The organism is Hymenobacter monticola, assembly GCF_022811645.1.
Lineage (GTDB): Bacteria > Bacteroidota > Bacteroidia > Cytophagales > Hymenobacteraceae > Hymenobacter > Hymenobacter monticola.
This window is the reverse complement of the sequence record NZ_CP094534.1, coordinates 3,168,515-3,190,348: the sequence shown is the minus strand read 5'-3', so window position 1 is coordinate 3,190,348 and position 21,834 is coordinate 3,168,515. Positions and strand designations below refer to the sequence as shown.

At 64.9% G+C, this 21,834-nt stretch carries 20 protein-coding genes; 9 read left to right on the top strand and 11 right to left on the bottom strand.

Annotated features, from left to right (window positions below; all coding sequences use genetic code 11):
- Positions 1-134 precede the first annotated feature (134 nt).
- Together MTP16_RS13345 and MTP16_RS13340 are read left to right on the top strand one after the other, a co-directional pair.
- A complete protein-coding gene (locus MTP16_RS13345) occupies positions 135-2,735 on the top strand; it encodes a cellulase family glycosylhydrolase (RefSeq protein ID WP_243509547.1) in 2,601 nt (866 codons plus the stop codon).
- Between the two features lie 16 nt (positions 2,736-2,751).
- Entirely contained in the window at positions 2,752-2,883 is a 132-nt protein-coding gene (locus MTP16_RS13340; RefSeq protein ID WP_243509483.1) for a T9SS type A sorting domain-containing protein, read from the top strand.
- A gap of 72 nt (positions 2,884-2,955) precedes the next feature.
- On the opposite strand, the gene MTP16_RS13335 is transcribed toward MTP16_RS13340, so the two are convergent.
- From MTP16_RS13335 to MTP16_RS13320, 4 genes are all read right to left on the bottom strand, one after another.
- Positions 2,956-3,171 carry a heavy-metal-associated domain-containing protein gene (locus MTP16_RS13335; RefSeq protein WP_243509480.1) on the bottom strand — a complete coding sequence of 72 codons (216 nt, stop codon included), beginning with the start codon at positions 3,169-3,171 and terminating at the stop codon, positions 2,956-2,958.
- Between the two features lie 139 nt (positions 3,172-3,310).
- A complete protein-coding gene (locus MTP16_RS13330; protein WP_243509475.1) occupies positions 3,311-3,529 on the bottom strand; it encodes a heavy metal-binding domain-containing protein in 219 nt (72 codons plus the stop codon).
- Positions 3,530-3,728: 199 nt separating this feature from the next.
- On the bottom strand, positions 3,729-4,829 hold the full coding sequence (locus MTP16_RS13325) for a cytochrome-c peroxidase (RefSeq protein WP_243509472.1): 1,101 nt from the start codon (positions 4,827-4,829) through the stop codon (positions 3,729-3,731).
- A gap of 258 nt (positions 4,830-5,087) precedes the next feature.
- The gene (locus MTP16_RS13320; protein ID WP_243509469.1) at positions 5,088-7,472 is read right to left on the bottom strand and encodes a PAS domain S-box protein; all 2,385 of its coding nucleotides are present in this window, start codon (positions 7,470-7,472) and stop codon (positions 5,088-5,090) included.
- 121 nt (positions 7,473-7,593) lie between these two features.
- Between MTP16_RS13320 and MTP16_RS13315 the strand changes: the two genes are divergently transcribed.
- Positions 7,594-8,076 (top strand): hypothetical protein, encoded by a 483-nt coding sequence (locus tag MTP16_RS13315; protein WP_243509466.1) that lies wholly within the window; start codon positions 7,594-7,596, stop codon positions 8,074-8,076.
- Positions 8,077-8,375: 299 nt separating this feature from the next.
- Here the strand turns inward: MTP16_RS13315 and MTP16_RS13310 are convergent, their stop codons facing one another.
- Together MTP16_RS13310 and MTP16_RS13305 are read right to left on the bottom strand one after the other, a co-directional pair.
- Entirely contained in the window at positions 8,376-8,795 is a 420-nt protein-coding gene (locus MTP16_RS13310) for a hypothetical protein (RefSeq protein ID WP_243509463.1), read from the bottom strand.
- A 195-nt stretch (positions 8,796-8,990) separates the two neighbouring features.
- The gene (locus MTP16_RS13305) at positions 8,991-9,380 is read right to left on the bottom strand and encodes an endonuclease domain-containing protein (RefSeq protein WP_243509459.1); all 390 of its coding nucleotides are present in this window, start codon (positions 9,378-9,380) and stop codon (positions 8,991-8,993) included.
- Between the two features lie 369 nt (positions 9,381-9,749).
- On the opposite strand from MTP16_RS13305, the gene MTP16_RS13300 reads away from it, so the two are divergent.
- Both MTP16_RS13300 and MTP16_RS25900 read left to right on the top strand, forming a co-directional pair.
- On the top strand, positions 9,750-9,947 hold the full coding sequence (locus MTP16_RS13300; RefSeq protein ID WP_243509456.1) for a hypothetical protein: 198 nt from the start codon (positions 9,750-9,752) through the stop codon (positions 9,945-9,947).
- Positions 9,948-10,047: 100 nt separating this feature from the next.
- The gene (locus MTP16_RS25900; RefSeq protein ID WP_262922609.1) at positions 10,048-10,179 is read left to right on the top strand and encodes a hypothetical protein; all 132 of its coding nucleotides are present in this window, start codon (positions 10,048-10,050) and stop codon (positions 10,177-10,179) included.
- 71 nt (positions 10,180-10,250) lie between these two features.
- Here the strand turns inward: MTP16_RS25900 and MTP16_RS13295 are convergent, their stop codons facing one another.
- On the bottom strand, positions 10,251-13,292 hold the full coding sequence (locus MTP16_RS13295) for a CheR family methyltransferase (RefSeq protein ID WP_243509454.1): 3,042 nt from the start codon (positions 13,290-13,292) through the stop codon (positions 10,251-10,253).
- Between the two features lie 170 nt (positions 13,293-13,462).
- Between MTP16_RS13295 and MTP16_RS13290 the strand changes: the two genes are divergently transcribed.
- On the top strand, positions 13,463-14,491 hold the full coding sequence (locus MTP16_RS13290) for a chemotaxis protein CheB (RefSeq protein WP_243509451.1): 1,029 nt from the start codon (positions 13,463-13,465) through the stop codon (positions 14,489-14,491).
- Positions 14,492-14,618: 127 nt separating this feature from the next.
- Here the strand turns inward: MTP16_RS13290 and MTP16_RS13285 are convergent, their stop codons facing one another.
- A complete protein-coding gene (locus MTP16_RS13285; protein ID WP_243509448.1) occupies positions 14,619-14,885 on the bottom strand; it encodes an antitoxin VbhA family protein in 267 nt (88 codons plus the stop codon).
- A gap of 38 nt (positions 14,886-14,923) precedes the next feature.
- Positions 14,924-15,286: an STAS domain-containing protein gene (locus tag MTP16_RS13280; protein ID WP_243509445.1), complete on the bottom strand. Its 363-nt coding sequence runs from the start codon at positions 15,284-15,286 to the stop codon at positions 14,924-14,926.
- A gap of 444 nt (positions 15,287-15,730) precedes the next feature.
- On the opposite strand from MTP16_RS13280, the gene MTP16_RS13275 reads away from it, so the two are divergent.
- The 3 genes from MTP16_RS13275 (at position 15,731) to MTP16_RS13265 (ending at position 18,741) form a co-directional block, all read left to right on the top strand.
- On the top strand, positions 15,731-16,102 hold the full coding sequence (locus MTP16_RS13275) for a DoxX family protein (protein ID WP_243509440.1): 372 nt from the start codon (positions 15,731-15,733) through the stop codon (positions 16,100-16,102).
- 183 nt (positions 16,103-16,285) lie between these two features.
- Entirely contained in the window at positions 16,286-18,067 is a 1,782-nt protein-coding gene (locus MTP16_RS13270; protein WP_243509437.1) for an ABC transporter ATP-binding protein, read from the top strand.
- A 68-nt stretch (positions 18,068-18,135) separates the two neighbouring features.
- Positions 18,136-18,741: a hypothetical protein gene (locus tag MTP16_RS13265; RefSeq protein ID WP_243509435.1), complete on the top strand. Its 606-nt coding sequence runs from the start codon at positions 18,136-18,138 to the stop codon at positions 18,739-18,741.
- Between the two features lie 37 nt (positions 18,742-18,778).
- Here the strand turns inward: MTP16_RS13265 and MTP16_RS13260 are convergent, their stop codons facing one another.
- Together MTP16_RS13260 and MTP16_RS13255 are read right to left on the bottom strand one after the other, a co-directional pair.
- Positions 18,779-20,866, bottom strand: a complete 2,088-nt coding sequence (locus tag MTP16_RS13260; RefSeq protein ID WP_243509432.1) for an IPT/TIG domain-containing protein — start codon at positions 20,864-20,866, stop codon at positions 18,779-18,781.
- A 134-nt stretch (positions 20,867-21,000) separates the two neighbouring features.
- Positions 21,001-21,831: a polyphosphate kinase 2 family protein gene (locus MTP16_RS13255; protein WP_243509429.1), complete on the bottom strand. Its 831-nt coding sequence runs from the start codon at positions 21,829-21,831 to the stop codon at positions 21,001-21,003.
- Positions 21,832-21,834 lie beyond the last annotated feature (3 nt).

The window sequence follows — 21,834 nt, the reverse complement described above, 5'->3', positions numbered from 1 at the left end:
CGGTCTACTGAGGCGCGTTAAAGGCCGAAAAGTAGCATCTATCCTGCAAAGACAGACAATCGATTGTCCAAGCCGCAGGGACCGGATGGCGTACTTTTGGGGTGTTTTTCGGCTTTCTATTTTTCCGCCCGCCCATGTTCCAGCGTCCCCTGTTCCTGTTGCTGCTGAGCTGCTTCTTTTCGCTTTTCACCAGTCCCGAAGCCCTGGCCCAGAAGCCCGCGAAAGCCCCTGGCGGCGACGTATACGTGGATAAAAAAGGCGTGCTGCGCTGGCAGAAAGGCGGGCAGGAAGTAGCGCTTTTTGGCGTCAATTACACCGCGCCTTTTGCCTACTCCTACCGTGCTATTCAGAAGGTGGGTGGCAACCACGAGCAGGCCATCCGGCAGGACGTGTACCACCTGGCCCGCCTGGGCGTCGATGCCTTTCGGGTGCACGTGTGGGACGTGGAAATTACCGATACCGTGGGCAACCTGCAGGAGAATGAGCACCTGCGTTTGCTCGATTTTTTGGTGAACGAGCTCAAGCAGCGCGGCATCAAAATCATTCTCACGCCCATTGCCTACTGGAACAACGGCTACCCCGAGCCCGACACCGGCACGGGCTTTTCGAGCATCTTTTCCAAGGGCGAGGCCTACCTCAACCCGCGCGCCATTGCGGCGCAGGAGCGTTACCTCACGCAATTCCTCAACCACCGCAACCCCTACACCAAGGCCCTCAACCGCGAAGACCCTGACATTCTGGCCTTCGAGGTGTGCAACGAGCCGCGCTACCACAAGCCCGAGGAGCAGGTGACCAGCTTTGCCAACCGCATGGCCGCCGCCATCCGGGCCACGGGCTGCCGCAAGCCGGTATTCTACAACGTGTCGGAAAACCCCGACGTGTACCAGGCCATCCTCAACGCCAAGGTGGACGGCCTCACTTTTCAGTGGTACCCGCAGGGGCTGGTGGCCAACCACGCGCTACGCGGCAACTTCCTGCCCTACGTCGACCAGTACCCCATCCCCTACCGCCAAGACCCGCGCTTCACCAGCAAGGCCCGGATGGTGTACGAGTTCGAGTCGGCCGATATCATTCAGCCCATCATGTACCCCTTCATGGCCCGCAGCTTCCGCACGGCCGGGTTTCAGTGGGCCACCCAGTTTGCCTACGACCCGCTGGCCATTGCCTACGCCAACACCGAGTACCAGACCCACTACCTGAACCTGGCCTACACGCCCGCCAAAGCCATCAGCCTGCTCATCGCCGGCAAGGTATTTCGCACTGTGAAGCGTGGGCAGCAGTTCCCGCGCTACCCGCAGGACTCCGTGTTCAGCGATTTCCGCGTGAGCTACCGGCAGCAGCTCAGTGAGATGAACACGCCGGAGGAATTCTACTACACAGCCAACACCCGCACCGCTCCGAAGCAGCTCGCGAAGCTGCAGCACCTGGCCGGCGTGGGCTCTTCGCCGGTGGTAACGTACGGCGGCACCGGCGCCTACTTCCTCGACAAGCTGGCGCCCGGCGTGTGGCGCCTGGAGGTGATGCCCGACGCCGTGCCCATCCGCGACCCGTTTGAGCGGGCCTCGTTGAGCAAGCCCGTGACGCAGATTTTGTGGAATGAGCAACTGATGGCACTTGCGCTGCCCGACCTGGGCCAGGCATTCACGCTGAAGGCATTGGACGAAGGCAACTCCTACGAATCGCACGCCACCTACGGGCGCGCCACCGTGCGGCCCGGCGTGTACTTGGTGGCTGCGGCCGGCAAGTCTACGGCTGCTTTCACGCCCCGCACGGCTTTCAACCACGGCGAGCTGCGCGAATTCGCGGCGCCGAAAGGCTTTGTTTTTTTGGAAGACGCCCAGCAGCAGGTGCGCCACATGCCCCCGGTGCAGGCCACTGCTGGACAGCCGCTGCACCTCAGTGCGACGCTCAGCGGCGTGGCTTCGGGCGACAGCGTGTTGCTGGTGGCCCAACATTACTACGGCCGCACCCGCACGCTGCCCACCACCAGCCCGGCCTACGCGACCTACGAAGCCACCGTGCCCGCCGATTTGCTCTACCCCGGCCAGCTTCGCTACTGGCTGGTGCTAAAACACAGCGCGCAGACGCTCACTTTTCCCGGTGGCTACAGCGGCCAGCCACGCGATTGGGACTACGCCCACGCCGAGCATTGGGAAGTGCCCGTTGTGGCCCCGGGCACGCCGCTACCGCTGTTCGTGGCCAGCCGCGACCAGGAAAGCATCGAGGCCCGCAGCATTGTCGATAACGCCTGGACCGACTATGTGACCACGCCGAGCGGGGCACTGGCCCTGCGGCTGGTGCAGGGACCGCTGCGCCCCGGCCAGACGGCCCAAACCGGCCCGGCCGCCAGCCTGCGCGCCTATTTTGGCGACAAGCTGGCCGCCCGTGCCTTCGACATGGCCGGCTTCCAAACGGTGGTGGTGCGGGCCCGCAGCAGCCAGCCCGGCGCCCGGCTGAAGGTGACTTTGACTACCCGGGACGCGGTATCGTACTCGGCCCCACTGCCGCTAGGCACGGAGTTGCAGGATGTGCGCCTGCCACTCAGTGCCTTTCGGCCCGATGCGCTGCTGCTGCTGCCCCGCCCCTACCCCGGCTTCAACGCCTTGCAGTACCAGCCGGCCAGCACGCCCGCCTTCAAGCTTGCTGATTCGGAAGTGCTGCAGGTGATTTGGGAGGCCGCAACGGCGACCGACCAGCCGTTGACTGTGGACGTCGAATCCGTGTCGTTGCAATAAGGTTTTTGCCCAGCGCGTGCGCTTCCTGGCCGCAGCCGAGCAGAGCGGTGCGCAGCAGTTCGCGCGGGGCAGCCTGCCCGCCGGTGCCTACCTCGTGAAGGTGCAGGTGGGCGAGCAGCTCACCAGCCAGAAGGTGGTGGTGCAATAAGCTGATTCGATTTTTATAAAAAAGGCGGCCCCGGTACCGGGGCCGCCTTTTTTTGTGAGCTTAAAGCTGGAGCTACGAAGCCAGGGCCTGAATCTCAAACCCGGCTTCTTCCACCGCTTTCACCACTTGGGCCGGGGAGGCCTGGGTGTTTTTCACGGTCAGGATTTTGTCGGGGTTGGCGGTATCGACCTCCCAGTTGTTGGCGCCCACTTCCTGGTTGAGCGCGGGCGTAACGGCTTTGATGCAGCCGCCGCAGTTGATGGTGGTTTTGAAGCGAAGCGTGGACATGGCGGAGTAAAATTAGGGCGGTCCGCTGGCGTGCGGCGGCCGCGTTGATATAACCAAAAATGACCTCGCAAAATTACCGGCCAGCGCAACCGGGGCTTCATAAAATTGTGCCCCAAACCACCACAATCCGGCCCTGGCCTTACGACTTCTTCACCAACTCCATTTCGCACACCGGGCACTTGCCGGGCTTGCTGCTCTGGCTGCCGGCACAGCCCATGGGGCATTCGTAGCGGGCTTGGGCGGTGGGCGCGGCCGGGGCCGCAGGGGTGGTAGTAGCGGGCTTGTGCTGCTCGCAGCTGCTCAGCAGCAGGCCGGCAGACAAGCTCAGAACGAAAGTGGCGCGAAGGGAAGAAAGCATGGCGGAGAAAACAAAAGCAGAAATGGATGCCCAACAAAAGCATCGAAACCACAAATTTAGCACACCACCGGCCCTCTTCTACGCCGGTGGCCCGCCGCACTCAACCGACACAGCCGCGTGGCCGCGACAGCACTCCGGGAAGGGCTGTCGCGGCCACGCGGCTGCTTTGCGTTTCGGGCCACAAAAACGGCTTTGCGGCTTAGGGCTTGGCGAAGCGCGGGTCTTTAATGAACGTGGAATCGGTGAGCGTGCGCAGGAAGGCCACGATTTTGGCCTTCTCCCTGGCGGTTAGTGCCAGGTTGGTGGTGCCATTATTAGAGGCGTTAAGCAGCAGCGGGTCGACGTTGGGGCTGTTGCGGGCCACGTGCTGGTCGTAGTGGTCCACAACTTGCTCCAGGGTGGTGAAGCGGCCGTCGTGCATGTAGGGCGCGGTGAGGGCGATGTTGCGCAGGCTGGGCACCCGGAACTTGCCGTTGTCGGTGGCCTGGCCGGTGAGGCCGCCCAGGCCGAGGTCGGTGAGCGTGGCGTCGAGGCCGTTGTTGCGGAACATGCGGTCGGTTTGCAGGTCGCCATCGTGGCAGTCTTTGCAGTTGCCGCCCCGCGTGGCAGCCGTGCCTTCCGGATGCATTAGGAACAGGGCCAACCCTTCCTGCTCGTAGTCGGAAAGGGCCGTGGCGTTGCCGCGCCGGAACCGGTCGTAGCGCGAGTTGCCCGAAACCAGGGTGCGCTCGAACTGGGCCAGGGCTTTCTGCACGTTGGCCTCGGTAATGGTGCTGCTGCCAAAAGCCTTGCGAAACAGCGGCGGGTATTTATCCGTGGCCTGCAGCTTGGCCACGCCGGCGCTCAGGCGCTGGTGCATCTCCACGGGGTTTTCGATGGGAATGCGGGCCTGGTTTTCGAGGCCGGTGGCGCCGCCGTCCCACATCAGCTTGGGCTCCCAGGCCAGGTTGGCCAGGCTCATGGAGCTGCGGGGGGTGGTGGTGCCATTCACGCCCACCGAATGCGCCAGCCCGTCGCTGAAGGCCAGCTCCTGCTTGTGGCAGGAAGCGCAGGCTACCGTGCCGTTCAACGACAGCGCCTTCTCGTAGAACAGGTGCCGGCCCAGCGCCACGCCCTCGTTGGTGAGGGGGTTGTCGGCCGGCGCAGCGGGCAGGGCCGGAAAGTTGGATGGCACCTCCAGGTTGTAGGCCGTAGGCTTCTCCACGGGGCCTTCGGGGTCCACGGTGTCGGCGTCGTGCTTGCAGCTGGCCAAAGCCAGCAAAAGCCCCAGGCCGGCGAATAGGGTCGATTTTGTCTTCATGCAAGCGCTAAGTTAATAAGCCTGAACGTACTCCGCCGCAAACATACGAGTTGCGCCGCTCCCAGCGTGCCCGCGCTTCGCAAGCGCCGCAAACTTCGTCATTTCTGAGTTGAATGCGCTGGTTGCCAGCCGCGCCGGCACGTCCTCAACCGGACAAACGGGCCCGCAAATAGGTTCGCCCGCCCTGACCAGCCCTTGCCTTTCATTGGCCGCGGAGCGCCTTCGCCCACTGCTTCAAAACTCAGGCCGCAACCCGGCTCACACGCTCAGCTCAAAGCTGACGATGGTGCCCCGCCCCGGGCGCGAGTCAATGGTGAGCTCGCCGCCAAGCAGGGCCACCCGGTTGCGCACGCCCGACAGGCCGATGCCCGCCAGCGGCTGCGCGGTGAGGGCCGCGGTGTCGAAACCCTGCCCGTTGTCTTCCACACTCACGAAGAGGTGGTTTTCCTCGCGGGCCGCGTGCACTTCCACCTCGGTGGCGCGGGCGTGCTTCATCACGTTGTTGAGCAGCTCCTGCACCACGCGGTACACCGCTATTTCGGCCGGGGCGGGCAGGCGCTGCTCCAGGCCGCTCAGGTGCAGGTGCAGGTGCAGGCCGGTGGGCGTCGTGCGCTGCACCAGGGTTTCGAGGGCAATGCGCAGGCCGAAGTCTTCGAGCACACCGGGCGTGAGCTCGAAGGAAATGGTGCGGGTGGTGCGGATGGCGTCGTCGAGCAGGCGCAGCGACTCGCGCGGGGTACTGGTGCGCCCGTCTTTCTCCAGGCTGAGCTTGGTGGCGTAAAGCACCTGGCCCAGGCCGTTGTGCAGGGCCTCGGCAATGCGCTTGCGCTCGGTTTCCTGGGTGGTCATGATGGCGGCCAGCACTTCCTGCTGCTGGCGCAGGCGCAGCTGGGTGGCTTCTTCGGTCAGGCGGTCGCGCTCGGTCACGTCCCGAATGATGACCAGCACGCCGGTGGGCTCGGGGTTGCCGTCGTCTTGGAGCGGAATGAGGTAGGCGTCGTAGTGGCCGGGGCGCACCCCGAAGGGCTGGCCCGGGCAGCTCACGCGCTGGCCGGCCAGGGCCTCGGCCACCGCTGCGTGGCTTTTCTCGCCCATGAAGGGCAGCACCTCGAACACCGGCCGGCCCAGCACGGCGGCGGCGTCCGGGCCGAAGTAGCGGGCGGCCTCGGCGTTCCAAGCCGTGAGGCGCTGGGTGCGGTCGAAGGCCAGGATGCCGTCGACGCTGTTTTCGAGCAGGCTTTCGGTGAATTCCTTTTCGCGGCGCAGGGCGTTCTGGGCCTCGCGGCGGGGCGTCACGTCGCGCATGATGCCCACGAGGCGCAGCGGCTGCCCACCGGCGTCGTCGGCCACGACCTTGCCCTGCGCGGCCACGTAGCGCACCGCGCCGTCGGGCCGCACAATGCGGTGCTCCAGGTCGAAGGGCCCCGACTGGGCGAAGGCCTGGCGCAGGGCCTCGGTCACGGCGGGCAGGTCGTGGGGGTGCACGGCGCCGCGCATCACCTCAAACGACACCGGCCCGGGGTGGTAGGGCAGCCCGAAGATGCCCTGGGCGCGGGCATCCCAGTGCAGTTGGTCGCTGGCAATTTCCCAGTCCCACACGCCGCTTTCGGCGGCGACCAGGGCCATCTGCAGGCGCTCCTGGCTGAGGCGCAGCTCCTCGGCAGCGGCGCGGGCGGCCGTGATGTCGCGCCACAGGATGTGCACCAAGGGCTGCGCCGCGGCCACGTCGATGGGCGTGAGCACGGCTTCAATCCAGATTTCCTCGCCGGTTTTTTTCCGCATCAGGGCCTCGCAGCGCTGCGAGCCCTGGCGCAGGGCGGCTTCGGTGGTGACGTGAAACAGGTCGATGGTGCGGCGGCCGTCGGGCTGAAACTCGGGGGAGTGGGCCCAGGCGGGCCGGCCCACGATGTCGGTTTTGGCGTGGGCGCCCAGCAGGCGCAGGGCGGCTTCGTTGCAATCCACGAACTGGTGGCCCTGCAGCAGCACCACGGCGTCGCTGCTGCCGGCAAAGAGCTGGCGGAAGCGGGCCTCGCTGGCGGCCAGGGCCGCGGTGGATGCGCGGCGGCCCGTGATGTCGACCACCGCCAGGCGGCACTGCAAGCCGTCGGGGCCGTTGGCGCGCAGGCCTTCGAGCTGGGCGTTGAAGACGGTGTCGTCTTCGCGCAGCATAGCAAACTCGGCGCTTTGGGTGCCGTCGTGGGCGAACACCTTAGCCAGAAACTGGCCAAACTCCAGGCGCGCGGCCGGGGCCACCAACAAGGCAAAGCGCCGCCCCACCAGGCGCTGGCGCATGCTGCCCAGCTGCTGGCTGGCGCAGAGGTTGAGCTGGGCCACGGTGCCTGCCTGGTCGAGGGTGTAGTAGCCAATGGGAGCAAAGTCGTAGAGGTCGGCGAACTGGGCGCGGGCGGCCTGGGCCTCGGCCTGGGCCAGCAGCAGCTCCTCGTACTGCATTTCGAGCTCTATCTGGTACACCTGCAGCTCCTGCACCAGCCGCCGCACTTCCTCGGGCGCTTGCTGCGCGCTCACATCCTGCGTGAGCAGGTGGCGGCCCTGCTCGGCGCGGGCGCGCAGCGCCAGCAGGGCGGCGTGCGGGTCGGCGGGGGGGCCGGCCGGGGGCAGGAGGGCATTGGAGGACAGGGGCATGGCGAATGGTTGGGCGCGAGTGAAATATACGGCTCCGGGCGCGGGGCCTGCCGAAAAAGCCCTACCTTATGCCCGCCAAGTGGCACCGCTTACCCCAACCCTATTTCAAATTTTCTACTTCATGGCCAACCAGTTCCACACCGACATCCCCGCCAAGGTCATTGACGAGGTTCAAACCCACCTCGACGCCATCAAAACGGCGCTGGCGCCCTACCTGCTGTCCCTCACCCCGGAGGAGCGCAAAACCATGCTGCGCATGGCCGATAAGACGGTGGCTTTCGTGACCAAGACCACCGACTACGCCGCCAACAACGCCGCCTTTGTGCCGGCCTTTGTGGACCTGGCCGAGCTGCGGCAGGACACGGCCGGCATGACGGCCCTCACGCCGCTGCGCCAGCAGTTCGAGCAGCTGGCCCTCGACACCGACTCGACGCTGATGGTGGCCGGCTCCGAGGCCTACGGCAACGCCCTCACCGTGTACGGCAACATCAAGTTCCTGGCCAAGAACAAGCAGCCCGGCGCCCAGGCCGCCTACGACGATTTGAAGGTGCGTTTCCCCGGCAACGCCAACGCCGGCCGCAAGCCGGCCGCTGCCAAGGCCTAAGGGGCCGCCCTGCGCGGCCACCCTGCCCAATCGACCTAAAAAAGCCCGATTTCGAAGGGTGCTGCTTCGAAATCGGGCTTTTTTAGGTCGAAATTGAGCCAAGTTGGTTCGATTTCGAGGGTCGGAAGCTCGAAATCGGGCCGCAAAGAGTCGAAATCGAGCCAAATTGGCTTGATTTCGAGCCTTCCACCCTCGAAATCGGGCTTTTTCAGGTCGAAATCGAGGGTCGAAGGCTCGAAATCGGGGGTCTGACCTTCGATTGCAAGGGTCCGACCCTCGAAATAAGCCCCTGGGCCGGGCTATTCCAGCTGCCCCAGCAGCCAGGCCACGGCGGCGCCCTCGTCGGTGAAGGTGCGCAGGTCGTAGGGGTGGCCGGGGGCGTAGGCGGCCTCCATCACATCGCGCAGCTCCGGGTCGGTGCGCAGGTTTTCGGCCCGCACGGGGGCCACCAGAAAGGCCAGGCGCAGGCGCGCCGGGCGCAGCTGGGCGGCGGCGCGGGGCAGCCAGTTGGTGGTCACCCAGCGAGCCGAAGCCACGGTGATGAGCGGGCGCCGGCGCACGTCGAGCAGCCAGTGCGGGGTGCCTTGGGCCTCGGGCGCTTGCAGCAGGCCCTCGTACTCGGCCTGGGTGGTGCTGCCGGTGGTCAGGCTCTGCCAGCGGGCGGTGAAGAGGTCAAGGTCGGGCCGGTAGGCGAACTGAACGGACGAGGTAAGCGACATAACAGCTGGGGCTGGGAGCGGCCAAAGCTACTACAGCGCCGGGGGTGGTGGGGCGTGGTCGGGCGGGCGTGGGGCCTCCCCCCCGGCCCCCTCTCCCGTGGAGAGGGGGAGCCAGCCGCCTCCGTTCGGTGCAAGACCGGTGCCCCCTCTCCCTAGGGAGAGGGGGTCAGGGGGTGAGGCCCCCACGCCCGAATATCAACCCTGCAACGCAGTTTTTATCTCATTCAGCACCGCATCCAGGTCTTCCAGCACCTGCTCATTGGTGAAGCGCAGCACCCGGAAGCCCCTTTCGGCCAGCAGGGCGGAGCGGCCGGCGTCGTAGGCGCGCTGGTCGGGGGCGTGGTGGGTGGGGCCGTCGGCTTCCACCACCAGCAGGGCGGCTATGCAGGCAAAGTCCACGATGTAGCGGTCGATGGGGTGCTGGCGGCGGAACTTGGCGCCGGCCTTGCTGCCGCGCAGGGCCTGCCAGAGCACCTGCTCGGCTTCGGTGGGCGCGCGGCGCATGGCGCTGGCGCGGCTTTTCAGCTGGAGCTTGCCGTACTGCCGTTTGTCGGCGGTGAAAACATGGTCCGGGATTTCATCCATGAGCGTGAATGTAGCGACGCAGCGGCGACTGCGCGGGCATGGGGCCTGGTCGTTCTGGCGTGGGGCCTCACCCCCCGTCCCCCTCTCCCATGGAGAGGGGGAGCCACGGCAGCGCGGGCGTTTTTGGGTAGATGATTTTGGCTATTGAGTAGCTAAATAAAAAAGTCGATAGGCTCCCCCTCTCCACGGGAGAGGGGGCCGGGGGGTGAGGCCCCCACGCCAGAACGACCCCACCAGCACAGCCAAGCTCGCTCCCACTTTCGGTATTTACCACCGCCCCAAATCCGTATTCGCAACCTTGCCGGGCGAGTGGCGCGGTCGGAAATTTGCAACATCGTCTTATTTCTATCCAGTAAGAAGATTCAGCTTATGGCTTTCGACCCCCTTTTCGGCCCCAATGCCCAAACGCCGCAGCAGCGCGCCAACGTGTTACGCCAGTTGCAGCTCACCCACCCCCGGCTCAAAACCCAGGCCACGCCCTACGCCCAGCAGCTCTACGCCCGCTACGTAGCCGGCGAGCTGAGCTGGGGCGACGTGCGCCGCGCCCTCGACGAAACCACGGCCTGATTTTTTGCTTGCTTGCTTGCTTGCTTGCTTGCTTGCTTGCTTGCTTGCTTGCTTGCTTGCTGCCGAATCTGTTCCCGCCGGTTCTACCCAAGCCCAGCACATGCGCATTCCCGCTTTCTACTCTCCCTTGCGCGGCATTGGCCTCGAAGAGGTGTGGCACGACAACGACGAGTGCCCGGTAGCCCGCAGCATTGCTCCCGCCGACCGGCAGCCCGGCGGGGGCCCTCGCTGAAGCGTTGCGGCTACTGCGCCCTGCTCGACGGCCCCACGCCGCCTGCCAGCACCCGCCAGCCGTAGCCGCTCCTAGTCCTCCCGCACCTCCTGCACGCCCAGCAGCAGCGGCCCCGTGGCCGCGCCCTGGCTCAGCAGGTGGCGGCCGTAGAGGCGCACCGTGCGCCGCCCCAGCGCCGGGAAATCGGCCGTGAAGGTGATGTCCTCGAAGGGCTCGGCGGGGTTGGCCAGGGCGTCGTCGAGGCGCTGGCGCAGGGCCGGCTGCTGCCAGGCGCCGCCGTCGAGCTCGCGCAGGGGCTGGCCCTTCACCCGGGCCGCATCGAGGCCAAACAACTCGGCGAAGGCCTGGCTCACGGCCAGCACCTGCTGCCAGGGGCCCAGCACCAGCAGGGGCTCGCGCATGGTTTCCACAATGCTTTCGGCAAAGCGGGTGGTTTTCTGCAGCTCGGCTTCGAGGGTTTTGAGGCCGGTGATGTCGGTGAAGGTGATGACGGCCCCGCTGATATAATTGTCGAGGGTGCGGTAGGGCAGGATGCGCATGGCGTACCACTCGCCGCGGGTGGTCTGGATGTTGGCCTCCACCACCACGAGGCGGTCGAGCACCTGCTGCACGTCCTGGGCCAGGTTCTCGTGGCGCAGGGTGTTGGCAAAGTGCGTGATGGGGCGGCCCACGTCGGCGGGCATCAGGCTCACAATGCGGTGCACCGGCGGCGTGAAGCGCTTTATCACCATGTCGTTGTCGAGGAAAATGGTGGCAATTTCCGTGGCGTCGAGCAGGTTCTTCATGTCGTTGGCGGCCTGGCTCAGCTCCTCGGTTTTGCTCAGGTACTGCAGGTTGAGGGTCATCAGCTCCTCGTTCAGGCTCTGCATTTCCTCCTTGTTGGTCATGGCCTCCTCGTTGGTGCTTTGCAGCTCCTCGTTGGCGCTTTGCAGCTCCTCGTTGGTGCTCTTGAGCTCCTCCACGCTGCTTTCCATCTCCTCGATGGTGGTTTGGAGGCGGTGCTTGGTGTATTGGAGCTCGCGCTCCAGGGCTTGCAGCTGGGCCTCGTGGTCGGGGTTGGCGGGGCGGGCCTTGCCCAGGCGCACCTTGGCGGGCGTGGGCTGCTCCTCAAACACTACCAGCAGCAGGCCGGCCAGCTGCTCGGCTTCTTCCAGGGGCTTCACCGTCACGCGCACCAGCTGCACGCCGTTGTCCTGGCGCAGCTTCACGTTGTCGGTCACCACGGCCTCGCGGGTGGCGGCGGCCCGGTGCACGGCGCTGCTCAGCTCGTAGTTGAGCTCCTCGCGGGCCATGTCGAAGAGGTTCATGCCGCCCAGGCCGGGGGCCGGCTCCAGGTAGCGGCCGGTGCGGCCGTTCACGTACAGAATTTCGCCCTTGGCGTTGATGACCACCGCGGGCGGCGTGTACTGGCGGAGCAGCAGGCGCTGCACCAGGGTGGCAAAGGCGCCTTCCTTGCGGACGGAGTCGGGGTTCATGGGGCCGGAGGCGGAGGGGGAAGCCGACGGCGTGGGCTGCCGGACCAGGTTGAGAGGAAACGCCGCGAGGCGCGTGATAGAGGCCGGCGCGTCGGTGCGGCGCGAGAGCTTCCACTTCACGTCCAGGGGCTGAAACAAGTCCTGGAAGCCGGTGAGGTTTTCACTGGGCCCCAAAAACAGAATCGCACCAGGGTTGAGGGCGTAGTGAAACACCGGAATGAGGTTGCGCTGCAGCTCGGCGCTCAGGTAAATGAGCAGGTTGCGACACACCAGCAGGTCGAGCCGGGTGAAGGGCGCGTCCTTGTTGAGGTCGTGCACGGCAAACACCACCACGTCGCGCACCTCTTTCTTGATGCGGTAGCCGCCCTCGGTTTTGGTGAAGAAGCGGCGCAGGCGCTCGGGGCTCACGTCGGCCACAATGTTGTCGGCATAGAGCCCGGCGCGGGCAAAGGCCACGCCGTCGGGGTTGATATCGGTGGCGAAAATCTGGATTTTGAGGTACTTGCTGCGGTCCACGCCGTCGAGGCATTCGAGCAGCGTCATGGCCAGCGAGTAGGCCTCCTCGCCGGTGGAGCAGCCCGGCGCCCAGGCCCGGATGGTGCTGTCGGCGGGCTTGTGGCGCAGCAGCGGCAGCAAGTGGGCCTTGAGGTGCTCGAAGGCCTCGCGGTCGCGGAAAAACTTGGTCACCCCAATCAGCAGCTCCTTGAACAGGGCTTCCACCTCGGCCGGGTTTTCCTGCAAATACCGCACGTAGTGCGTGAACTCCTGAATCTGGTGCGCGTTCATGCGCCGCTCAATGCGCCGGAACACCGTGTTGCGCTTGTAGAACGAGAAGTCGTGCCCGGTCTGGGCCCGGATGAGCAGGAAGATTTTCTGCAGCGCGTGGGCCGGCTTGCCCTCGCTTTCGGGCTCGGGGCGGCGGGGGCGGCGGTCGGGGTGGCGCACGTACTGCAGCAGCCTGGCGGGCAGCTGCTCGGCGGGCAGCACGTAGTCCACAAACTCGGTGGCCAGCGCCGAGCGCGGCATGGCGTCGAACTCGGCCGTGGCGGGGTCCTGCACCATCACCATCCCGAAGTTTTCCATCACCATCTTCAGGCCCAGCGTGCCGTCGGTGCCCAGGCCCGAGCACACCACGCACACGGCGCGCTCGCGGGCGTCCTTGGCCAGGCTCTGGAAAAAGAAGTCGATGGGCAGGCGGCGGCCCGGCGGGTGGGTGGGCGCAAACAGCAGCAGCGTGCCGTGCAGGATGCTCATGTCGCGGTTGGGCGGGATGACGTACACGTGGTTGGGGCGCACGCGCAGGCCGTCTTCGGCCTCCTGCACCGGCATCTTGGTGAACTGCTGCAGCACGCTGGCCAGGGCCGAGTCGTGGTCGGGCGCCAGGTGCGTCACCACCACGAAGGCCATGCCGCTGTCGGGCGGCATGGCCAGAAAGAACTGTTCAAACGCCACCAGCGAGCCCGCCGAGCCGCCCATCCCCACCAGCGGAAACCTATCGGCGGGGGCTTCGTCGGGCCGGGCGGCCTCGCGCAGCAGCGTGGGCGTGGCGGGCTCGTCGGCGTCGCGCGGCAGGTCGCCGGGGGGCGTCAGCTCCACGCCGGGCTCGTCGGTGGAAGGCGCTAGGTCGTTGGGGGTCATCAGGCAGGAAATAAGGCGGCGCAACGAGCGGGCAAACCCGCGGCCGAAATCAAAACGACGCGGGCGGATGCAGCTCAACTGCCTGCAACAAATTTACCGTAAAAACCCGCCGGCGCTGCCCGTTTGCTTCTTTTTAGCGTAGGTACTCACACTCTTTCCCGTTCCTTTCCATGCCCGCTCCTTCTCATCTGATTGTTATCGGCACTTCGGCCGGCGGCATGCCCGCGCTGGTGCAGCTCGTGGCCCAGCTGCCGGCCACGCTGCCGGCCGCCGTGCTGGTGGTGCAGCACTTCGCGCCCGAGTCCGACGGCCAGCAGCTCGCCGACCGCCTGGCCCGCCACACGGCCCTGCCCTGCCGCCTGCCCGCCGACGGCGACCTCATCGAGGCCGGCACCCTGTACCTGGCCCCGCCCGACCGCCACCTGCTGGCCAAAGACGGCAGCACGCCGCACCTGCTCGTGACCAAGGGCCCGCGCGAAAACCACTACCGCCCCGCCGCCGATGCCTTGTTCCGCTCGGCGGCCGTGGTCTTCGGGTCGCGGGTGGTGGGCGTGGTGCTCACCGGCATGCTGCACGACGGCACGGCCGGTCTCGAATTCATCAAGCGCTGCGGCGGCGTGGCCATTGTGCAAGACCCCCACGAAGCCGAGTACGCCAGCATGCCCGAAAGCGCCCTGCGCAACGTCGACATCGACTACGTGGTGCCGCTGAACGAGATGGGCGCGCTGCTGGTGGAAATAACCGCCCGCCGCACCCCCGACCGCAAAACCGAAGTACCCGAAGACCTAAAACAGGAGGCCGCCATTGCGGAAAGAGTCGTGGGAACCACCGATGAAGTCCTCAGAATAGCGCACCCCGTGCCCCTCACCTGCCCCGACTGCGGCGGCAGCCTCTTCGAGGTGGAGCACGGCACGCTGCTGCGCTACCGCTGCCACACCGGCCACGCCTTCACGGCCGACGCCCTGCTCCACAGCGCCCAGCAAAGCCTGGAGGAAACCATGTGGGTGGCCCTGCGCATGATGGAAGAGCGCAAAAACCTGCTCAGCAACATAGCCGCGCGCGGCCAAGGCCCCTACTCGGTGCAGCAGGAAGAGCGCATCGAGGAAATGAAAAAGCACATCAACCGCCTGCGCGAGTTCCTGCTCAACGGTGGAAATATGGGCGGCAACGGCTCCACGGCGGTCACGCCGGAGGACTGATTCTAACATGGGGCCTCACCCCCGGCCCCTCTCCCAAGGGAGAGGGGAGCCTGATGCTAGCGCAAAGCCGGTGCCCCCTCTCCTTTGGGAGAGGGGGTCAGGGGGTGAGGCCCTACGCCAGAACAAGCTATATAATATTCCGCCGGTTCAGAAACTGGCGGTAGCTGTGGTGCTCCTGGGCTATTTGCTCGCGTACCTGCGCAATGGCCTGCGCCAGCGTGACCTCGCCGCGCACGTAGCGCTCGAAAAAAGCTACCGTTTCGGCGCTGGCCACTGTGCCCGTCAGCGCCTGGATTTCGAGGGTGTTGCGGGCGGTGGCCTGGCGGCGCTGCCAGTGGGCCCGCTGGTCAGGCGACAGGTCGTCGGGCACGGGGCCGAAAAGGTAGGCAAACATCACGGGAATAGTTAAAAGATTAACGGAGCAACCAAGGCTTAGGCCAGGGGGCTTTCAAAGCCGGGGCTTGTTTGGCGGGCCGCATCAAGCAGAGTGGGCACGATGCAGGGCGCAGGGCCCAGTTCGCGCTTCAGTAAGTCGCGGCGCACGCGGTCGGGCACGTGCACCAGCACGAGTTTGGCGTGTTTTTCTTCTAGCTGGTGGTGGGCTCCCCACAGCAGCCGGGCCGCTTCGTCGGACAGCGAGTGCAGCATGCCGCAATCAACCCACACGGCTGCTTTGCCGCTGCGCTGGGCGCAGTGCAACGAGTGCGCCAGGGCCACTTCGGGCTCGTTGGTGCGGCTGGGCGCAAGAATAAGCAGGTAGCTCTCGGGCAATAATTCGTGATAGACAACGGTCATAACGGTATGGGAGAATAGTGAAGCGTAATTGCCGGCAAGAAGCCCCCCCACCAGCGCCGATAAATAAAAAAGAGCGAACGGAGAGCAGAGCGGTTTACAAATTTACTTTACACTATATTCAAAAAACCAGGTAAAAACTACGGGTTTTGACGGTGGTTAATACTGATATCGTAACTGGGATAAATCTTATTTGACCGCGAGGGCAACCCGGGCCGAACGGCCGCGCAACACGCCCGGCCGCACCGGCCCCAGCCCGGTGGCAGCGGCAACGTTAGCTATCGCCCACGACAGCCGCAACGCGCCCCTCAACACCCTCTATTCCCTGGCTGGCAGAGCAGGTGTTTTTGCTGGCCATTGACGTAATATTACGCGGCCTGCGTTTGCCGGCTGGCCGGCCCCGTTGGCCGGTATTTTGCCACCTTCACCCCCAACCTTTTTCATTTTATGAGCCCTTCTGTACGCAACATCATTGCCTGGATTCTGCAAGCCCTGCTGGCAGCCATGTTCATCTACTCCGGCGCCAGCAAGCTGATGGACCTGGCCGGCACCACCAAAAACTTCGAAGGCATGGGCCTGCCGGGCGTGCTGGCCACCGTGGTGGCCGTGGCCGAGCTGCTGGGCGGCATCGGGCTGCTCATTCCGCGCACGGTCCGGCTGGCCGCCATTGGCCTCATCATCATCATGATTGGGGCGGTGGTGATGCACGCCACTAAAATCCCCGGCGGCCTGGCCGGTGGCACCGCCGCCATTGTGTGCACGGTGCTGCTGGTGGTGGTGCTGGTGCTGCGCAGCCGCCCGGCCGCGCGCGCCGTCTGAACGAGTAGCCCGAAGCTCCGCTTCGGCTCGTTGAACGACTGATGTTCGCCCGGGCCGAAGCGGAGCTTCGGGGCACTCGTTGAGGCGCATCCCGGCTGCGCGCCGGGCCCATACTTAAACCATTGTAGCCCGGCCGGGTTGCTAGCCTTTAGGCTAGCCCGGCCGGGCTACTTTTTTGCTTCAATGAAAATTCTCTATAGCTACCTGCGCAACTACTGGCCGCTGCTGGTGCTGGCCCTCGGGCTGGCCGCCATCAACCAGGTTTTTTCGCTGCTAGACCCCTACTTCTTCCGCCAGCTGGTCGACCATTTCACCGCCAAATACCCCGACATTGCGGGGGTGCGCCGGGTGTCTTTCTGGCCCTTCTTCTGGGAAGCCATTCCGCTGGTGGGCCTCATGCTGGGCGTGGCCATGGTGTCGCGCATCGCCAAGAACTTTCAGGACTACTACGTCAACGTCATTACCCAGCGGCTTGGCGCCAAGATGTATTCTGACGGCCTGCGCCACTCGCTGGAGCTGCCTTATCAGGTGTTCGAGGACCAGCGCTCGGGCGAGACGCTGGGCAAGCTGCAGAAGGTGCGGATTGATGTGGAGAAGCTGATTCAAGCTTTTGTGAACGTGCTGTTCACGGCGCTGGTGGGCATTGTGTTCGTGATGTGGTACGCCATCACCGTCTATTGGCCGATTGCGCTGGGCTATTTCATTACCATTCCGCTGCTGGGCATTCTGAGCTTCTTTTTGAGCAAGAAAATCAAAGTCATTCAGAAAACCATTGTTCAGGAGACTACCGCCCTGGCCGGCTCCACTACCGAGAGCCTGCGCAATATTGAACTGATTAAAAGCCTGGGTTTGGCCCAGCAGGAAACGGAGCGCCTGAACGGCATCACCAGCAAAATTCTGAAGCTGGAGCTGCGCAAAGTGCGCTACCTGCGCTCGCTGAGCTTCGTGCAGGGCACGTTTGTGAATTTGCTGCGCAACATCATCATCATGCTGCTGCTGTACTTACGGGTGCAAAACCACATCAGCCTGGGCGAGTTTTTCTCGTTCTTCATCTACTCCTTCTCCATCTTCGGGCCGCTGCAGGAACTGGGCGCCATCATCGGCATTTACCGCGAAACCGAGATTTCGCTGGGCAACTTCCAAACCATCCTCGACACGCCCAAGGACGTGAAGCCGGCCCAGCCCAAGTCGGTGGCCCACATCGACAACCTGGCCTTCGACCACGTCAATTTCAAGCACCTCACGGCCAACAACCAGGCCCTGACCAACATCACCTTCACCACCAAGCTGGGCGAAACCATTGCCTTCGTGGGGCCCTCGGGCTCGGGCAAAACCACGCTGGTGAAGCTGCTGGTGGGCCTCTACCCGCCCCTGGCCGGCCAGATTCGCTACAACGGCATCCCGGGCAATGAAATCGACCTCGACGAGTTGCGCGAGCAAATCGGCTTCGTGACGCAGGACACTCAGCTATTTGCCGGCACCATCCGCGAGAACCTGCAGTTTGTGGCGCCCGGTGCCACCGACGAGGAATGCCTGCTGGCCCTGCGCCAGGCCGCGGCCGACACCCTGCTGGCCCGCGCTCCGCTGGGCCTCGACACGGTGATTGGCGAAGGCGGCGTGAAGGTTTCGGGCGGCGAAAAGCAGCGCCTCAGCATTGCCCGCGCCCTGCTGCGCAAGCCCACCATCCTGGTGTTCGACGAAGCCACCTCGGCGCTCGACTCGCTCACCGAGGAAGAAATCGGCAAGACGGTGCGGCAGCTCTCGGGCTCGCGCCAGCACATGACCATCCTCATTGCCCACCGCCTCAGCACCATCCTGCACGCCGACCGCATCTTCGTGCTGGAGCGCGGCCACATTGCCGAGCAGGGCCGCCACGACGAACTGCTGCAGCAGAAAGGCCTTTATTACGCCATGTGGCGCCAGCAGATTGGCGAGCGCAAGGAAGACGCGGCGCTGGTGGCCTGAGGCACGGGGACTCCGCAGCGGGCGTCTGGTATATTCGATTAACCTTCCAAGTAGTGCGTGGTGCTTATATGAAACTCCGAATTGGCATCCTCGCGGCTCTATTGGTGACATCCGGCGCTTCGGCCAAGAAGTACGAACTGTCAATTGAAATTGTGGCTGCGCAGGCAGACTGCATCGTGGTGGGCGAAATTGTGGCGGTAGAAGCCGATTCCTATCAATTCAGAGTAACCGATTACGTGAAAGGCAGCGGCAGCCGGCTGCTCACGGTGCAGCAGTTCAAGGAGTGGACGTGCGACGTGCGGTTCGCGAAGGCGGCGCCGGGGCAGCGGCTGTTCCTGTTTTTGCAGCACCGCAACAACGCGCTGGAAATCATCAACGGCAGCACCGGCGAAATCCCCGTTGTCAATAACCAGCTCACGCTGGAGCATGAAACCTACCACTTCCGGGTGGGGCAGCCCTTCGTGCCCTACTCCATCGGCCTGACGGAGTTCAGGACTGGGATAGCAACGTTTACGCATTGCTTTCAACTGCCAAAATCCGCTGGCAATCCGTATTCCCGGGCCTTGGTGCAAACCTGCGGGGCCAAGGAAGTCGCTCGGTTTGCTTCGACCAGCAACTTCACCAAGTGGCTGTACAAGCGCATCAACGACCGTTACACCATCACAATGCGGTAAGCAACGCGGCGGGACGGGCTTGGGCAATGGGTAGCGCCTACTGCTTCAACAGGCGCTCCCAGCGCAGTCCCAGGCTGTCGGCCCACTCCAGCAGGTAAAGGCCGGGCTGAAGGCCGACTAGGTCGATTTCGGCCGGGCCGGGGGCTAGGACGAAGCTGGTCACTTCGCGCCCGGCCAAGTCGAGCACGCGCAGGCGGCGGGCCTGGGCTTGGCTGGGCAGGTGCAAACGGCCTTTGGTGGGATTGGGGTAGAAGGCCAGCGCCGCTTCTGGCGCAGCCACGGCCACCAGCGGCGAAAAGGCCACGGTGCCGTCCAAGTCGATTTGCCGCAGGCGGTAGTAGCGCGTGCCCGAGAGCAGGCGGGGGTCGCGGGCTTCGTAGCTGCGTGGGGTACCGCTATTGCCCGCGGCGGCCTGGCGCGCTACTTCCTTCCAGTCAGCAGTGCCTTCTTCCTGAGCTTCCACGGCAAACCAGGCGCTGTTGCGTTCCATCGCCGTGGCCCAGCGCAGGCGCGTGCCAATACCCTTTTCATGGCTGGCCGCGAAGGAAACCAGCGTCACGGGCAACGACGTGTTGCAGGTAATGGCCACCGGCACGTGGACGCCGGGCGCCGTGCCACAGGCTGCGGTATTGGTGCTGGTGCTGAATTGAACCTCGGCGCGCCCGCCGGCTATATCATCGGCGAGGCCCAGCACGCGCTTGCTTTGCCCGTTGCCGATGTTGTAGTGCATCACGGCATTGGTGTTGATGACGTGCGCCATCTGGATGCCGTGCCCCTGTTCGTGCAAGGCCACGCTTTCAAAATCGTACTGGGCTGAGGCCGGCGCTTGCGGACCATAATTCCAGTCGGCGCGGTTAGCGAAGACGTAATCGGTTTCCGGCACCGTCACGTTGGTGCCGCACAGGCGGTAGTAGGAATACGTGACGCCCAGCACGCCCGCGGGCAAGGTGGCCGGTGTGGCATCAAAGGTCACGATGTTGGTGCCGTCGGTGCTGGCGCCGCCGGGCACGGCGGTGGCCGTGGTGGTGGTCGTCACGCGGTTGGCGCCCGTGTTGCAGCCCCATTGCGTCAGGGCCCGCTCGAAGGCGGCTACGGCCGCCGCATTTGCCTGGAAGGCGGGCACGTAGGCCAGGGTGTAGCCGCCGCTCCCGTTGTCGTTGGTGAGCTTGGGCCGCAGGGCGGTGGGGGTTGCCCCCGACGATTCCAGATTGATGATGCCGTAGCTGATGGTGAGCGGGCCGGCGCTGGTGCTGGTCACGCCGGCGCTGTTGGCCACCACCACGGGGCCGGTGCCGGCCGGGCTGCCCTGGGGCGTTGTCGAAGGCACCTGCACCCGAATTTCGGTATCGGTCCAGCTCAGGTAGTCCGAATCGAGGGGCTGCACGCGGCTGGCCCCGCCGTCGTCGGCGTTGAGGAACTGCACCGAGCCCGTGCCGCGCGTCGCCCCAAAGTTGCTGCCCGTGATGGTGAGCACCGCGCCCGTGCCGGCCGGCACCGCACTGGGCGAAAAGCTGGTGATGGCGGCCGTGCCGGCCACCCGCGCGGCGGCCACAGGCGTTGCCAGCGCGGCATTGGCCTGCACCACGCGGTAGCCAGCGGCCTCGGCTGGGTTGCGCAGGGCAGCATACAGGTCGGTGGCAATGGCCGGGTAGCTGCCAAACGGCTCGGCGGCTGTGCGGCGGGCCAGGTCGTAGCGAATCAGGCCCTGCGGCCCGGCAAACAGGCGCCACTCGCCGGGGTGCTGCGGGTCGGCCTCTAGGAAAAAGATGCCTTGCTGCCCGGCCGGCAGCTTGGGTGCGTAGCTCACCTCCTCGCGCCGGTCGCCGAGCTGGCCGCCGGGCAGCAGCAGCGCCGTGGGCACGGCCCCGCCCGGCGCCCGAAACACCTTGAACACCTTGAGGCCATAGCGCCGCAGCAAGTGGCCTTGGCCATCCTGCACCACGGCCGGCGCGCTGGCTTCGGCCTCCACCACCCAGACGGCCCGGGCCAGCCGCTCGGCCAGCGGCACCGGCACCAGCAGGCAGTTTTCCTGGGCGTGCGCGGCCGGCGCCGCCAGCAACAGCGCCGCCGCAGCCGCCCATTGCTTAAAATTTCCTTTTAGAATCCGAGTAAAAGTCGCCGCCATTGCACGCCAGATTTGAAAAATGAGCGTGCAAATACGGCATCAATCAAGCAATTAGTGCGATGCGCCCACTCGATTACTCAACCAATCCACCCGAGTCGTTGGTCAGATTCAACGCCCATCCGGCTCATCGCCCCTCATACAATCACCTGTTGTTTAGGGTCGAAATCTGGCTTGGGCGGCTGGGGGTTCATGTCTTCGAGCGCGGCCACCACGATTTCGGCGATGGCCAGGTCGCGGGCCCACTTGTGGTTGGCCGGCACCACAAACCAAGGCGCTTTTTCCGACGAACAGTTTTGCAGCGCAGCTTCGAAGGCGTCTTGGTAATCATCCCAATAAGCGCGTTCCTTGAGGTCGTTGGGGTCGAATTTCCAGTTCTTGGCCGGGTCGTCGAGGCGAGCCTGCAGGCGCTGGGCCTGCTCCTCTTTGGAGATGTGCAGTAAAAACTTGAGGATGCGCGTGCCGCTGTGCCGCAGCAGCTGCTCGAAATTGTTGATGTCTTCGTAGCGCTGTCGGCAGGTTTTCTCGTCAATCAGGCCGTGCACGCGCGTAATGAGCACGTCTTCGTAATGCGAGCGGTTGAACACGGTGATGTGGCCGTGCTTGGGCGCCTGGGCGTGGATGCGCCACAAAAAGTCATGGTCCAGCTCTTCCTTCGAGGGCGCCTTGAAGGAAGCTACCTGCACGCCGGCCGGGTTCACGCCGGTCAGCAGGTTTTCGATGGCGCCGTCTTTGCCGCCCGTGTCCATGGCCTGCAGCACGATGAGCAGGCTACGCTTGTGCTCGGCATAAAGCAGCTCCTGCAGCTCGCTTAGCCGCTGGCGCAATTCGATGAGGCGCGGCTCCGCGTCGTCCTTGCCATCGGGGCGGTGCTTGAAGGGGGTAATGTCATCGGGGTCGACGTCGGCCAGTTTGAAATCCTTGCCTTCGACGTACACGGCAGGCGTTTTGGGAAGCTTGAACTGCATGAG

Bases quoted from the DNA above. Each gene is read 5' to 3' on its own strand.
- MTP16_RS13295 (WP_243509454.1), bottom strand. From the start codon at position 13,292: ATGACCCCCAACGACCTAGCGCCTTCCACCGACGAGCCCGGCGTGGAG.
- MTP16_RS13265 (WP_243509435.1), top strand. From the start codon at position 18,136: ATGAAACTCCGAATTGGCATCCTCGCGGCTCTATTGGTGACATCCGGC.
- MTP16_RS13345 (WP_243509547.1), top strand. From the start codon at position 135: ATGTTCCAGCGTCCCCTGTTCCTGTTGCTGCTGAGCTGCTTCTTTTCG.
- MTP16_RS13285 (WP_243509448.1), bottom strand. From the start codon at position 14,885: ATGTTTGCCTACCTTTTCGGCCCCGTGCCCGACGACCTGTCGCCTGAC.
- MTP16_RS13305 (WP_243509459.1), bottom strand. From the start codon at position 9,380: ATGGATGAAATCCCGGACCATGTTTTCACCGCCGACAAACGGCAGTAC.
- MTP16_RS13320 (WP_243509469.1), bottom strand. From the start codon at position 7,472: ATGCCCCTGTCCTCCAATGCCCTCCTGCCCCCGGCCGGCCCCCCCGCC.
- MTP16_RS13260 (WP_243509432.1), bottom strand. From the start codon at position 20,866: ATGGCGGCGACTTTTACTCGGATTCTAAAAGGAAATTTTAAGCAATGG.
- MTP16_RS25900 (WP_262922609.1), top strand. From the start codon at position 10,048: ATGCGCATTCCCGCTTTCTACTCTCCCTTGCGCGGCATTGGCCTCGAA.
- MTP16_RS13270 (WP_243509437.1), top strand. From the start codon at position 16,286: ATGAAAATTCTCTATAGCTACCTGCGCAACTACTGGCCGCTGCTGGTG.
- MTP16_RS13315 (WP_243509466.1), top strand. From the start codon at position 7,594: ATGGCCAACCAGTTCCACACCGACATCCCCGCCAAGGTCATTGACGAG.
- MTP16_RS13325 (WP_243509472.1), bottom strand. From the start codon at position 4,829: ATGAAGACAAAATCGACCCTATTCGCCGGCCTGGGGCTTTTGCTGGCT.
- MTP16_RS13275 (WP_243509440.1), top strand. From the start codon at position 15,731: ATGAGCCCTTCTGTACGCAACATCATTGCCTGGATTCTGCAAGCCCTG.
- MTP16_RS13255 (WP_243509429.1), bottom strand. From the start codon at position 21,831: ATGCAGTTCAAGCTTCCCAAAACGCCTGCCGTGTACGTCGAAGGCAAG.
- MTP16_RS13290 (WP_243509451.1), top strand. From the start codon at position 13,463: ATGCCCGCTCCTTCTCATCTGATTGTTATCGGCACTTCGGCCGGCGGC.
- MTP16_RS13335 (WP_243509480.1), bottom strand. From the start codon at position 3,171: ATGTCCACGCTTCGCTTCAAAACCACCATCAACTGCGGCGGCTGCATC.
- MTP16_RS13300 (WP_243509456.1), top strand. From the start codon at position 9,750: ATGGCTTTCGACCCCCTTTTCGGCCCCAATGCCCAAACGCCGCAGCAG.
- MTP16_RS13330 (WP_243509475.1), bottom strand. From the start codon at position 3,529: ATGCTTTCTTCCCTTCGCGCCACTTTCGTTCTGAGCTTGTCTGCCGGC.
- MTP16_RS13310 (WP_243509463.1), bottom strand. From the start codon at position 8,795: ATGTCGCTTACCTCGTCCGTTCAGTTCGCCTACCGGCCCGACCTTGAC.
- MTP16_RS13280 (WP_243509445.1), bottom strand. From the start codon at position 15,286: ATGACCGTTGTCTATCACGAATTATTGCCCGAGAGCTACCTGCTTATT.